Origin of the sequence: Parasedimentitalea denitrificans, assembly GCF_011813015.1 — a bacterium.
Classification (GTDB): domain Bacteria; phylum Pseudomonadota; class Alphaproteobacteria; order Rhodobacterales; family Rhodobacteraceae; genus Parasedimentitalea; species Parasedimentitalea denitrificans.
In genome coordinates this window covers 129,591-143,025 of sequence record NZ_QHLQ01000002.1, presented here as the reverse complement: position 1 = coordinate 143,025, position 13,435 = coordinate 129,591, and the positions used below count along the sequence as shown (strand labels likewise).

Sequence of the window (13,435 nt, the reverse complement as noted above, 5' to 3'; positions counted from 1 at the left end):
TGTACACTAAAAAACCGCCGCAGCCATTGGCCGCGACGGTTTTCCAAATTCAATTCCAGGTGCCTATAGGTTGGGATAGAGCGGGAACTTAGCGCAGAGGTCGGCGACTTTGGCCCGCACACCTGCTTCAACCTCGGCGTTTCCGTCTTCGCCATTGGCGGCCAAACCGTCGACAACTTCGACAATCATATCGGCGATCTGACGGAACTCTGCCTCACCAAAGCCACGTGTGGTGCCAGCCGGAGTACCCAGGCGCAGGCCTGAAGTGACCATCGGCTTTTCCGGGTCAAACGGAATGCCGTTTTTGTTGGTGGTGATATGGGCGCGGCCGAGGGCCTTGTCGGCGATGTTGCCAGTTACGCTCTTGGGGCGCAGATCGACCAGCATCACGTGGGTGTCGGTGCCGCCGGTGACGATGTCCAACCCGCCTTTGATCAACTGATCAGCCAAAGCCACCGCATTAGAGCGTACCTGCTTTTGGTACTCTTTGAACTCGGGGCGCAGGGCTTCACCAAAGGCGACGGCCTTGGCTGCGATCACATGCATCAATGGGCCACCCTGGATGCCAGGGAAAATCGCCGAGTTGACCTTTTTGGCGATTGTTTCGTCATTTGTCAGGATCATGCCACCACGTGGGCCACGCAGAGTCTTGTGGGTTGTGGTAGTGGCAACATGGGCGTGTGGAAACGGCGAGGGGTGCTCGCCTGCGGCGACCAGACCGGCAATATGCGCCATGTCGACCATCAGATAGGCGCCGACCATGTCTGCAATTTCGCGGAACCGGGCAAAGTCGATCTGACGTGGGATGGCGGAACCACCAGCGATGATCATTTTGGGCTGGTGCTCTTTGGCCTGTGCTTCGACCTGATCATAGTCGATCAGGTTGTCGTCGCGACGCACGCCATAGGATACAGCGTTGAACCATTTGCCCGACTGGTTAGGGCGCGCACCGTGAGTCAGGTGGCCGCCCGACGCCAGATCCATGCCCAGAATGGTGTCGCCGGGTTTGATCAGCGCCTGGAACGTGCCCTGGTTGGCCTGGCTGCCAGAGTTTGGCTGTACGTTGACAAAATCACACCCAAACAGCTGTTTTGCACGGTCGATAGCCAGTTGCTCGGCAACGTCCACATGTTGGCAACCACCATAGTAGCGGCGTCCGGGATATCCTTCGGCGTATTTGTTGGTCAGCACAGTGCCCTGCGCCTCCATCACGGCAGCGGACACGATGTTCTCGCTCGCGATCAATTCGATCTCGTCGCGCTGACGGCCCAGCTCGCTAGTGATGGTGCCGTAAAGCTCTGGGTCGCGCTCTGACAGGGATTGGGTGAAAAAGCCGGGGTCGCTGGTGAATTCGGTCATGATGGCTCCGTAGAGTTGGACTGGATTTGGAGATTTCCTATAGGAAACACATCTGGTCCGAAAGGCTGTATTGCGACGAATCTATGCGTTAGTGCGGCAAGACTGGCTATCCGAGGAAAGGTGTGGTTGTTTCGGAACCAATTGGGCAACACCGGAAACAAATTTGATGAGCAAAAGAATCGCCTTTTTGGCCAACTCGTCGGCGGTGGCGCAAATGGCGCTAAGCACCCTTGTTGCTAAATACGGCAATGTTTCCCCGAAAGAGGCTGACGTGATTGTCGCCTTGGGCGGAGATGGGTTCATGTTGCATACATTGCACGCCACAGTGGATCTGTCGGCACCTGTCTACGGAATGAACCGAGGCACCATCGGGTTCTTGATGAATACGTACAACGAAAATGGATTGATCGAACGGTTGCAGGCCGCCGAACAAGAGATCATCAATCCTCTGACCATGCGGGCGATGGATCAAAATGGAAAACTGCATCAGGCCTTGGCAATCAACGAGGTCTCCTTGTTGCGAGCTGGTCCTCAGGCCGCGAAGTTGAAGATTTCGATTGATGGACGAGAGCGGCTGGAGGAATTAGTTTGTGATGGCGCTTTGGTCGCGACGCCAGCAGGGTCAACAGCGTATAACTATTCTGCACATGGGCCTATTGTGCCTATTGGTTCGGATGTGCTGGCCCTGACACCGATTGCCGCGTTTCGACCAAGGCGGTGGCGGGGGGCGTTGCTACCTAGCCATGCCACGGTGCGCTTTGACGTGATCGAGGCCGAAAAAAGACCTGTGATGGCTGATGCGGATTCCATTTCCAAGTCGATTGCTGACATCGATTGGGTTGAAATCAGTACCGAAACCAATGTCAGCCATAAAATCTTGTTCGATCCCGGTCATGGATTGGAAGAACGGCTGATTTCAGAGCAGTTTTCCTGATCAGCGATAATCACGAAGACGTGATAGACCTATAGCGGACAGCCTCCAGATTTACGCTACTTCAGGCAAGCTGGAAGCAGCAGCGGTCTCTCCATCCATGACTGTTCTGTTGTGTACGAGTATGTTTGGTAAACATGCGTTGGGCGTGGGGCCTCAACCCCGCGCCCGCGTTGTGTTTGAGGCACAACTTTTTCGCAAACGTCGTGCTTATGACATTCTTTCCCACAGCAAATCACACATACGGCCCGCACGGGATTCAATTGCGGCGCAGGCATCAACCGCAAAATCCTCGCGCCAGCGTCGCGCCACGATCTGCACGTTAATCGGTTGTGGCCCTGTCGGCAGATCAGCCAGCCGTGACGGCACGCAGCCTACGGGCAAGCCGATATAGTTGAAGGCATAGGAATAAACCGCGCAACCCAGAACCTCGTGCACACCTTCTGCGCCCTCGGTGTCGCGGTCGGGTTTGAAAAAGGGTTGGGGTAGGAATGGGGTCAGAACCAGCGGATACTTTTCCTGAAACAGCGACCATTCACGGGCGTAATGGGTGCGCTTGGCCATCATTTTGAGCAGATCGGTCTCTAGAAACGGTGGGAACTCTTGAAAATAGACCTCAAAAATATCGCGCACGGTTTGTGATCCCGCTGCATCTACATCCTGTTTCATCAGCGTGTAAACCTCGCCCATCAAGGCGCGGTAGCCAGTGCGCCCGGCATCAAAGACGTTGGGGGGCTCGACCTCTTCAACGACATACCCGGCGTCCACCAGTGCATCGCGGGCGGTGTCCAGTGCTGCCTCGACTTCGGGGTGAAGCTCGTAGCCAAAGGTGTTTTTGGTGAATGCGACCTTGATTGGCCCATCCAATGGCGCACCGCGCCAGGGCAGGGGCACGTGAAAGGGATCACGGGGATCGGCGGCAATCATTGTAGGCATCGACAAATGCAGGTCGGCGGCGCTGCGGGTCAGCAGACCTTGCACCGACATCGACTGCGCCAGCATGCCGCGTTCGGCAGATTGACTGGGGTTATAGGCGGGTACCCGGCCCAAGCCGGGCTTTACAGTAACTGCGCCATTGGCAGCGGCAGGGAAACGCAGGCTGCCGCCGATGTCATTGCCATGTGCCAGCCCACCAATACCTGCCATTACAGAGGCACCGGCGCCACCAGAAGAGCCGCCAGGAGAAATATGTTCACCCCAAGGGTTATGGGTGCGGCCAAACAAAGGGTTGTCTGTGTCTGCCCGGAACGAAAATTCGGGTGTGTTGGTGCGGCCGATCACCACTGCGCCGGCCTTATGCAGGTTCTCGACAATCGGCGCATCCGCCGGGGCGATCAGATCCTTCAGCGCTGTCACGCCGTTGGACGAGGCATGACCGGCCTGATCGACGTTGATTTTTATGGTGACAGGCACCCCATGCAAAGCACCGGGTGTTGCGCCAGCAGCGCGGGCCTTGTCCAGATTGCGGGCCCGCTCCAGCGCCTCGGTGCTCAGATCTACGACCACGGCATTCAGGGCTGGGTTCACAGCGTTCATACGGCTGATCGAGGCGGAAATACTATCCTCGGCGCTTAGCTCTCCGGCGTGGGTGCGGGCGACGGTCTCAGTAGCGCTTAGGCGCCAAATTTCGTTGCTTGTCATATCACTAATCTCCTGCGGTGCAGGTTAGACAGCGACGAAAGAGTTGCAAGGGAAACCCAAGGTCACAACTCTAGGCGTGTTGCGTTGACCCATTGGCCCTGCCTAGGCGGCAGGACCAGCTTTGATGAGGTATGTGTATCTATTCAGCCGCATAGCCTATGGTTTGCAGTGCAGTCTTGATCTCGTCCAGAATGGCTGGATCGTCGATGGTGGCCGGCGCTTTGTAGGCGGTGCCATCGGCAATGTGCACCATGGTGCCGCGCAGGATTTTGCCGGACCGGGTCTTAGGCAGCCGATCAACCACCACGGCCAGCTTGAACGCGGCCACTGGTCCGATCTTTTCGCGGACCAGTTTGACCACTTCAGAAACCACCTCGCTGTGATCGCGCGTGGTGTTTGCGTTCAGGCACAGGAAACCCACCGGCATCTGCCCTTTTAGCTGGTCCGTGACACCAATCACCGCGCATTCGGCAACATCCGGATGACCCGCCAGCACTTCCTCCATGCCACCAGTCGACAGCCGGTGGCCTGCGACGTTAATGACATCGTCTGTGCGCGCCATAATATACAGATATCCGTCGTCGTCCTTCATCCCGGCATCACCGGTCTCATAGTAGCCGGGAAAGGCGTTGAGATAGCTGGACTGGAACCGCTCGGGCGCGTTCCACAACCCGGGCAGGGTGCCGGGGGGCAGAGGTAGTTTGATCGCAATCGCCCCGAGTTCACCATTGGCAACCGGGTGACCTCCTTCATCCAGAATATCGACTTCATAGCCGGGCATGGGCACAGCAGGCGAGCCGAGCTTGGTGGGCAGTTCTTCGATGCCCAGCGGGTTGGCGGCGATCGACCAACCGGTTTCTGTCTGCCACCAGTGATCCACCACAGGCACGTCAAGATGTTCTTGCGCCCAAAGGATGGTGTCTGGATCTGCCCGCTCGCCCGCCAGATAAACCTGACCCAAGTTTGACAGGTCGTACTTCTTCACAAACTCGCCGGTCGGATCCTCGCGTTTAACAGCCCGAAACGCGGTAGGTGCTGTAAAGAAGCTCTTGACCTTGTGTTCGGAAATGACCCGCCAGAAGGTGCCGGCATCCGGTGTTCCAATTGGCTTGCCTTCGAATACAATCGTCGTGTTGCCAGCAATCAGCGGCGCATAGCAAATATAACTATGCCCCACGACCCAGCCTACATCCGACGCCGCCCAGAACACATCACCGGGGTCGACGTTATAGATATTCTTCATCGTCCAGTTCAACGCGACCAGTTGGCCTGCGGTATGGCGTACAACGCCTTTAGGCTGACCCGTAGTGCCGGACGTATAAAGGATATAGGCGGGGTGGTTCCCCTCAACCGGGACACACTCGGCAGGTTCAACGCCGTACTGGAACCCGTGCCAGTTTACATCGCGTCCTTCAACAAGCTGCGCAACGTCCTGTTCACGTTGGAAAATTACGCAAAATTCGGGCTTGTGCTCTGCCAGTTCAATCGCGCCATCCAGCAGAGGTTTATAATGCACCACCCGGTTGGGTTCTAACCCGCAGGAGGCAGCAATGATCGCCTTGGGCTTGGCATCGTCAATCCGCACTGCCAGCTCGTTTGCCGCAAAGCCTCCAAATACAACCGAGTGCACCGCACCAATACGAGCGCAGGCCAGCATGGCCTCTAGCGCCTCGGGGACCATCGGCATGTAGATGATGACGGTGTCACCCTTTTCAACACCTTTAGTTCTCAGCGCACCTGCTAAACTGGCCACCCGGTTGCGCAGCTCGACGTATGAAATCTCTCGCTTGGTATGAGTGATCGGGCTGTCGTAGATAATAGCTGTCTGCTCTCCGCGGCCTTCTTCGACATGGCGATCAACGGCGTTGTAGCAAGTGTTTACACGGGCATCGGCGAACCACTCATAATAGGGGGCATCGTCGTCAAACAGGGCTTTGCTTGGGGGCTTGTCCCAGCTGATGGCCTGCGCGGCCTGCATCCAGAACCCCTCGGGATCGGTTTTCCAGCCTTCATAGAGCTCTTTATATGACATCGGGTGCTCCTTCTAACACGTTGAAAGGAGTTAGGAGGAAGTTTTGCTTTCGAGCAAGGGATCTGCGGTGCGCAACGTCAGATTACTGCGATTTATTTGCAGTCTGTCTGTCGGTCGACCTGCAAATTTTTGCAAACTGGCCGGTTTGAGAGAGTTGTGGTGCGGATCTTTGTCGTTTTGCAAACTTGCTAATACGGCGGGTGCAAAGGTATCCGCGAATCCAAGTTTTGGCGGTTGAAGACAGAACTTGTCAATTTTTTTCGCGATAGCGTCGCTTGCCCTGTAGGGAGAATGTGGTCACCCATCCAACATTCAATGGATGACCAGTTCTCAATTACCCTACGCGGCTCATCTGCTCTAACGCATTGCCTGCCGCCTCAATGGTGCGGTCGATGTCGGCTTGGGTATGGGCGGTGCAGCTCAGGTTGTGCAGGATCTTGTTGCCAGTAAAGAACACACCCTGTTCGCGCATCAGTTTTGAGAATTCCCCATATTTGGCGAGGTTCACATGACCGCAGAAGTCGCGGTAGCCGGTGATTTCATCCAGGTCGGTAAAGACTGGGTGGAACATTGAGCCAACGTTTTGGACTCGCATGTTCTGACCGGTGTCGCGTGCAACCTGGTTCAGGCGGGTTGTCATCTCTTCACCAATTGCGTTGATCTTGGTCCAGCCGGCGTTGTTGTCTCGGCGCATTTCTTCCAGCATCGTTTTGGCCGCATACAGCCCCAGACGGGGAGCGTTGTGGCTGCCGTAATGCAGGACTTTGCCGTACTCGATACTTTCCATGATGTGATCGGGCCCGGCGATGGCCGCAACAGGGAAACCCTGCCCAAGCGCCTTGCCAAAGGTGACAATATCGGGCTGCAAGTCGTAAAGCTCCGCCGCGCCACCGGGCGCCACGCGGAAGCCGGTTACTGTTTCATCGAGATAAAACAAGACATCATAGGCCCGGCACATTTCTTGCACCTGTTTCAGGTAGCCGGGTTTGGGAGGGATCACTCCCATGTTCGACATCGCCCCTTCCATCACCACACAAGCAATTTCGTGACCGTGGGTTTTGAGCATCCGTTCCAGCGCGTCGGCGTCATTCCAAACACAGACCAGTGTGTCTTCCAGTGACCCCGGTGTCAGACCAGAGCTGTCAGGAATGCGCACCGGGTCGTTCGGATGGCCCAAGGTGGTGACAGCTTGCGGGTTGGTACTAACCAGAAGTCCATCGTACCAGCCGTGATAATGGCCTTCAAATTTCAGCACCTTGCGCTTGCCGGTAATTCCGCGCGCCATGCGTACCCCTGTCATGCAGGCCTCGGTCCCGGTATTGGCGAAGCGCACCTTGTCTACGTGGGGCAGCATTTCGACAATCAACTCGGCGGCTTCCACCTCAACCTCAAGGGCTGTGGCGAAATGAGTACCGCCCATGACCTTCTCTTGCACGATATCGACAATAGCGGGATGGGCGTGACCCAGTGGCAAACAACCAAAGGAGAGCTGCCAGTCGATGTATTCATTGTCGTCCACATCCCAAAGTCGCGCGCCTTTACCTTCGCGGATATAGGCCGGGTAGGGGGCATAGTTCATCGGGCCGCGGCTGGCAGAACTGCAACCTTCAACCAGCACCTTCATGCCACGGTCAAATAGCTGTTTGGAGGTATCACTCTTCATCGGTATCTCTCGTTTTGGGTCAGGACGTTTTCGGATCAAAGTGCGGCAAGGAGTGCTTTGGCATGAGCGGCAGCATTGCGCACATCAAGGGTGTCACAGCTTTGCCCCAAAAGGCTGCGTAGGGCGGAGGCTGTCTTGTCGGTGAAGTGGATGGTCCCGTCTGCATCCACGGCAGCGATTCCATCCCATGACAACGAGGCATCATTGGTGGCGATGGCTTGATCCATGGACCAATCATCCGGCAGGTCAATTTTTATGCCTTCGCGACTGGCCGTGACCGGATAGCCCCCAAGGTAACTGCCAATTCCCGGTAAATGGGTGCGGGCGGGTTGTTCACCGGTCAAAGCACGAAGGGCCTGAATGCCAGCAGATGCTGTGACCCGGTTGAAATGCAGGTCGAAAGGGAAGGGGAAAGGGCTCCGCAGCGCTTCGCTGGCGATATCACTAACATCTCTGCCAGCAACCGTTGCTTTCAACAGATGAGGGGGCAGTGAGTCATAGGTTTCGGCGTTTAGAATGTAGTATTCAAACGCGTGCTGCGCGACCAAACTCACTTCTACCTGTGCCGCAGGGCAGCCAAGCCGCGAGGCAACATGGCGTTGGATTTTCGGAATCGGCTCGGCCACATTGCCTATGCCGCAATCAGGTCCGTAGCCACCTCGGTTCAGCACTGCGTTGATCACATCAGGGTACGAAGCACCAATCCAGAATGGGCGATGTTTAGCTTCTGCAAGACGGTCACGGAGCTGAACCATCAGCGCGAGATGCAAAGCGGTAAAGCCAGCAAAAGGCAGATCCACGTCACCAGCGTCTACCTTCCACCACGGCAGCATGGAGGGCGCAGAAAATAGATAGTCAGGCGCTATGTCCGAAAGCTTTCGGCCAAAATCCGGAGCACCAAAGTCTAGCGCTTCAGCTCGGATATCGGGAAAGAAGCCTTCAAGCCCAGCCCCGATTATCGCATTTCCTGTCCGCTCTTGCGCTTTTTCTATGTTGCGGCTTGCGACGATGATGGTTTCAAACAGCCCAGACCGAGCGGCAGCCTCAAGCATACTGGTGCCGAGCTCACCAAGAGACAGGATTAGCAAGCTTGGTTTGGTCATGATGGGCCCTTCGTGAACATTGCGAATGCGTCCGTTTCATATATGAAACCTCACTTAGCACCGGAATGCAAGCCTGTTTGCAACCGCCTTTAATATACGGCAGTCTTTGCAAAAATCACCGCCACCACAGGACACCTTATGACACCGCCATCGCCAACAAGCTGGACAATAGGCGAAACCATCCGCCAGATGCGGACGGAACAGGATATGTCATTGGGGCGGCTGGCCGAAGCGGCGAAGGTGTCGAAATCGAACCTGTCTAAAATCGAAAACAACGTCATCTCACCGACCTTTGATATGATCGACAAAATCTCAAAGGGGCTAGGTGTTTCCACTGCAGCGCTCTTATCACAGGACGTGCCGGGGCAAGACGTGCTGTCGTTTGCCAACCGAGGCGAAGGGGTTCGGTCGGCCAATGACAATTACGAGTTTGAGTTCCTGTTTTCCGATCTGGTTAATCGGAAAATGATGCCGATGGTAACCACGGTTCGATCGAAAATGACTGAGGTGCTGACAGCCCCTTCCTCACACGAGGGAGAGGAGTTCTTTACCGTTCTAGAGGGGAGTGTTGAATTCCAAAGCGGCACCGAAATCCGCCGCACCATGAGTGTCGGCGATTCTGTCTATTTCAACAGTAATACCAAGCACCTCGTGGTGAACACAGGCGATGTTGACGCCCGGTTGTTGTGGGTCTGGCTCGCGTAAACAGCAGGACAGTATGCTGCAGCCGTTTGACAGGCTGCAGCGAGGATGGATTTTGTGTCCAGCAATAAGTGCGTAGGGTTATCCTTAGCCGTAGTGCGTTACAGGCGTCCCGGCAATCGCGGCCATGTTCAGCAGGCCCCGCGCAGTGATTGATGGCGATACGATGTGTGCACGGTTGCCCATGCCCATCAGGATGGGGCCAACTTCCAGCCCGTCAGCACGCATTTTCAAGATGTTACGCACGCCGCTTGCCGCATCCGCGTGGGCAAAAATCAGCACATTGGCCGCGCCTTGCATGCGCGAGTTAGGGAAGATCCGTGTGCGCAGATCAGCGTCCAGCGCGGTGTCGATGTTCATTTCACCCTCGTAGATGAAATCACGCTGCTTATCGTCCAGTATTTCAATCGCAGCCCGCAACCGCGAGCCAGTATCGCAATTGGAATTACCGAACTGCGATTGCGAGCATAGGGCGATTTTGGGTTCTAGACCAAAGCGACGCACGTGGCGGGCAGCCCCAATTACTGATTGGGCAATCTGTTCAGGTGTTGGCGTTACATGAACATGGGTGTCGGCAATGAACAGCGGACCGTCCTCAAGGATCATCAGCGACAGCGCACCATGGGGCTCGTAGCTATTGCCGCCCAGCATCTGGTTCACATAGTTCAGGTGCCAGCGATACTCGCCAAACGTGCCACAAATCAGACTGTCGGCCTCGCCGCGATGCACCATGATGCCGCCAATTGCGGTTGTGTTGGTCCGCATGACAGCTTTGGCAATATCCGGCGTGACCCCTTCGCGTTGCAGCAGGCGGTGGTAGCTATTCCAGTAGTCGTAGTACCGCGGATCATTCTCTGGATTGACGATCTGAAAGTCGGTTCCCGGACGGATGTCCAGCCCCAGCTTTTCACAGCGTGCATCGATAACCTCTGGGCGACCTATCAGGATCGGGGTCTCGGTTGTTTCTTCCAGTATCGCCTGAGCCGCGCGCAGCACCCGTTCATCTTCGCCTTCAGCAAATACAATCCGGCGCGAGGCAACACGTGCCGACTCAAACACGGGCTTCATAAGCAGCGCAGACTTGAACACCGTCTGATTGAGCTTTTGCTTGTAGGCCGCCATGTCGTCGATCTGACGGGTCGCCACACCGGTTTCCATTGCCGCCTTGGCCACAGCCGAAGACACCACAGCAACAAGTCGCGGATCAAACGGTTTGGGGATCAGGTAATCGGCGCCAAAGGTTAGCTGTTCGCCCTTATAGGCGGCAGCGGCCTCGGCTGAAGTGGTGGCACGGGCCAGTTCGGCGATGCCCTCAACACATGCGATCTGCATGGCATCGTTGATCTCAGTCGCGCCAACATCCAGCGCGCCGCGAAAAATAAACGGAAAGCACAATACGTTGTTGACCTGATTGGGGAAATCGCTGCGCCCTGTTGCGATAATTGCGTCTGGTTTTACCTTGCGGGCCTCTTCGGGCATGATTTCCGGCGTTGGATTGGCCAGCGCAAAAACAATGGGTTGCTCGCTCATTTTTGCGACCATTTCCGGTTTTAGGACATTGGGACCCGACAGGCCGAGGAACAGGTCGGCATCGTCGATTACATCATCCAGCGCGCGCTTGTCCGAGGCCTGCGCAAACGCAGCCTTATGCGGGTTCATATCCTCAGTGCGGCCTTCATAGACCAATCCGTGAATATCACAGAGCCAGATGTTCTCGCGTTTCACACCCAGCTTCAACAGCATGTTCAGACAGGCAATTCCGGCAGCGCCACCACCGGTCGAAACAATCTTGATATCCTCAAACTTTTTCCCGGCAACGTGCAGGGCGTTTTTGGCGGCCGCACCAACAACAATGGCTGTGCCGTGTTGATCATCATGGAAAACAGGAATGTTCATCCGTTCGCGGCAGATTTTTTCGACGATAAAACAATCAGGTGCCTTGATGTCTTCAAGGTTGATGGCGCCAAAAGTGGGCTCAAGAGAGCAGACGATTTCGGCTAGTTTTTCTGGATCCATTTCGTCGACTTCAACGTCAAAGCAGTCGATGCCGGCAAAGTTCTTGAACAGAACAGCCTTGCCTTCCATCACCGGTTTGGACGCCAGTGCACCAATGTTACCCAGTCCCAAAACCGCAGTACCGTTTGAGACAACGCCAACCAGGTTCCCGCGAGAGGTGTAACGAGCGGAATTGGCTGGATCCGCTTTGATCTCTATGCAGGCTTCGGCAACGCCAGGAGAATAGGCGCGGGCCAGGTCACGACCATTGGCCATCGGCTTGGTTGCACGGATTTCCAGCTTACCGGGCTGCGGGAACTCATGGTAGTGCAACGCAGCTTGGCGGAGGTTCTGAGTATCGGACATGGGACGCTCCAAAAAGTATGTAGTTTAGTGTTAAACTAGTTTTAACGTCGGGGAAATAGGGGATTTACATAGCATAAACTGGTATGACTTCTTGAATTTAAAACCTGATCTTTGCAGTATCTCCAATAATTGCTTTAGGCTTGAAATATTTAGGGGTGAAAGATGAGCGAAACAATTGCGGAAATGCGTTTGCCGACAGAAGAGCTGCGCAAGGATATTCCCTTTTACACCAAGGTTTTGGGGATGCGGATGGATTCAATTTATCCGGCGGATGATCCCAGCGTTGCGGTGTTCTCAGGGCACGGATTACGTCTGCGTATAGAAAAAGGAGCTCTCGAAGCTCCTGGAACTCTGCGCATTTTGACCGATGATCCTGACACATTTGCTGATGGACAGCGCAGTTTAACGGCACCGAACGGAACCAAGATCGAAATCGAAGAGCGTTATCCACCGCTTGTGATGCCCGAAACGGTGCATTCTTTTGTGGTGCGTAGGCTAAAGGATCAGGCGCCGTGGATCATTGGTCGTGCTGGTATGCACTATCGTGATCTGGTGCCGTCACGGCTGGGTGGATCAATCATCGCCAGCCATATTCGTATCCCTGATGGCGGGCCGGTGCCGGATATGGTGCATTTTCACCGCGTCGGTTTTCAGCTGATTTTTTGCATTCATGGCTGGGTCGATGTGGTCTATGAAGATCAGGGCCCCAAGATGCGTCTGACTGCTGGTGATTGTTTCATCCAGCCGCCCGAGATCCGCCATCGCGTGCTAGAAGCCAGTGACAATGTGCAGGTGATCGAAATCGGCGTGCCGGCTGAGCATGTGACCGAGATTGACCACGACATGACCCTTCCGACACCAGACTTGCGTCCTGACCGCGAGTGGCAGGGGCAGCGGTTTGTCTATAATCAGGCAGAGGGGGCTGAATGGCAGGATTTCCGTCTGCCGGGGTTCATTTGCCGCGACACGACGATTGGTGCCAATACCAAGGGCGTTGCTGGGGTTCAGGTGGTCCGCAAGGGGCAGGGTGACAGTCCTTTTGCCAGCCATGATACCGATATCCTGTTTACCTTTGTAATGTCAGGCCAAGTGATCTTGCATGGCGAGGGACGTGAGCCGTATAGTCTGGAACCGGGCGATGCTTTTGTCATTCCGCCGGGGATGATGACCCGACTATCGGATGCATCAGATGATCTGGAATTACTGGAGGTTAGCCTGCCGGGTACCTTCACCACGACTTTGGAGACCACATGACCCTAAAAAACGCAGCCACCGCTGTTCGCTTGAATGCCCATGCTCCGTATTCCAACTTTAAGGTGGGGGCCGCGATCCGTGCGGCCTCGGGGCAGATCTACGCGGGATGCAATGTCGAAAACGTTGCCTATCCCGAAGGCACCTGTGCCGAGGCAGGAGCGATTGCTGCGATGGTTGCTGCGGGTGAAACTCAGCTGACCGAGGTTTTCGTAATTGCTGATTGTCCCGCGCCAATCCCTCCCTGTGGTGGCTGCCGCCAGAAATTGGCGGAATTTGGCGCAAGCGATGTGGCTGTGACGCTGGCTACAACTGATGGCGATGAGCAAACCACCACGATTGGCGATTTGCTGCCGGGCAAGTTTGACGCCAGCCATATGGATCGGAGCTAA

Annotated in this window: 10 protein-coding genes; 4 read left to right on the top strand and 6 right to left on the bottom strand. The window is 55.6% G+C overall.

Going from position 1 to position 13,435, the window contains the following annotated elements:
• Positions 1–63: 63 nt before the first annotated feature.
• Positions 64–1,359: a serine hydroxymethyltransferase gene (glyA, locus tag DL239_RS03260; RefSeq protein WP_167682259.1), complete on the bottom strand. Its 1,296-nt coding sequence runs from the start codon at positions 1,357–1,359 to the stop codon at positions 64–66.
• Positions 1,360–1,525: 166 nt separating this feature from the next.
• Here glyA and DL239_RS03255 point away from each other — a divergent pair, with 166 nt between their 5' ends.
• Positions 1,526–2,293, top strand: coding sequence for an NAD kinase (locus tag DL239_RS03255; RefSeq protein ID WP_167682257.1), 768 nt, complete (start codon positions 1,526–1,528; stop codon positions 2,291–2,293).
• Between the two features lie 207 nt (positions 2,294–2,500).
• Here the strand turns inward: DL239_RS03255 and DL239_RS03250 are convergent, their stop codons facing one another.
• From DL239_RS03250 to DL239_RS03235, 4 genes are all read right to left on the bottom strand, one after another.
• Positions 2,501–3,931, bottom strand: coding sequence for an amidase family protein (locus tag DL239_RS03250; RefSeq protein ID WP_167682255.1), 1,431 nt, complete (start codon positions 3,929–3,931; stop codon positions 2,501–2,503).
• A 139-nt stretch (positions 3,932–4,070) separates the two neighbouring features.
• Positions 4,071–5,963, bottom strand: a complete 1,893-nt coding sequence (gene prpE / locus DL239_RS03245) for a propionate-CoA ligase PrpE (RefSeq protein ID WP_167682253.1) — start codon at positions 5,961–5,963, stop codon at positions 4,071–4,073.
• 334 nt (positions 5,964–6,297) lie between these two features.
• A complete protein-coding gene (locus DL239_RS03240; RefSeq protein ID WP_167682251.1) occupies positions 6,298–7,626 on the bottom strand; it encodes an aspartate aminotransferase family protein in 1,329 nt (442 codons plus the stop codon).
• Between the two features lie 35 nt (positions 7,627–7,661).
• Entirely contained in the window at positions 7,662–8,729 is a 1,068-nt protein-coding gene (locus tag DL239_RS03235; protein ID WP_167682249.1) for a hypothetical protein, read from the bottom strand.
• A gap of 138 nt (positions 8,730–8,867) precedes the next feature.
• On the opposite strand from DL239_RS03235, the gene DL239_RS03230 reads away from it, so the two are divergent.
• On the top strand, positions 8,868–9,434 hold the full coding sequence (locus DL239_RS03230; RefSeq protein WP_167682247.1) for a helix-turn-helix domain-containing protein: 567 nt from the start codon (positions 8,868–8,870) through the stop codon (positions 9,432–9,434).
• Between the two features lie 84 nt (positions 9,435–9,518).
• Here the strand turns inward: DL239_RS03230 and DL239_RS03225 are convergent, their stop codons facing one another.
• Positions 9,519–11,792 carry an NADP-dependent malic enzyme gene (locus DL239_RS03225; RefSeq protein ID WP_167682245.1) on the bottom strand — a complete coding sequence of 758 codons (2,274 nt, stop codon included), beginning with the start codon at positions 11,790–11,792 and terminating at the stop codon, positions 9,519–9,521.
• A gap of 162 nt (positions 11,793–11,954) precedes the next feature.
• On the opposite strand from DL239_RS03225, the gene DL239_RS03220 reads away from it, so the two are divergent.
• Both DL239_RS03220 and DL239_RS03215 read left to right on the top strand, forming a co-directional pair.
• Complete coding sequence (locus DL239_RS03220) at positions 11,955–13,046, top strand: cupin domain-containing protein (RefSeq protein WP_167682243.1); 1,092 nt, start codon at positions 11,955–11,957, stop codon at positions 13,044–13,046.
• Entirely contained in the window at positions 13,043–13,435 is a 393-nt protein-coding gene (locus tag DL239_RS03215; protein WP_167682241.1) for a cytidine deaminase, read from the top strand. The genes DL239_RS03220 and DL239_RS03215 overlap by 4 nt, the downstream gene beginning before the upstream one ends.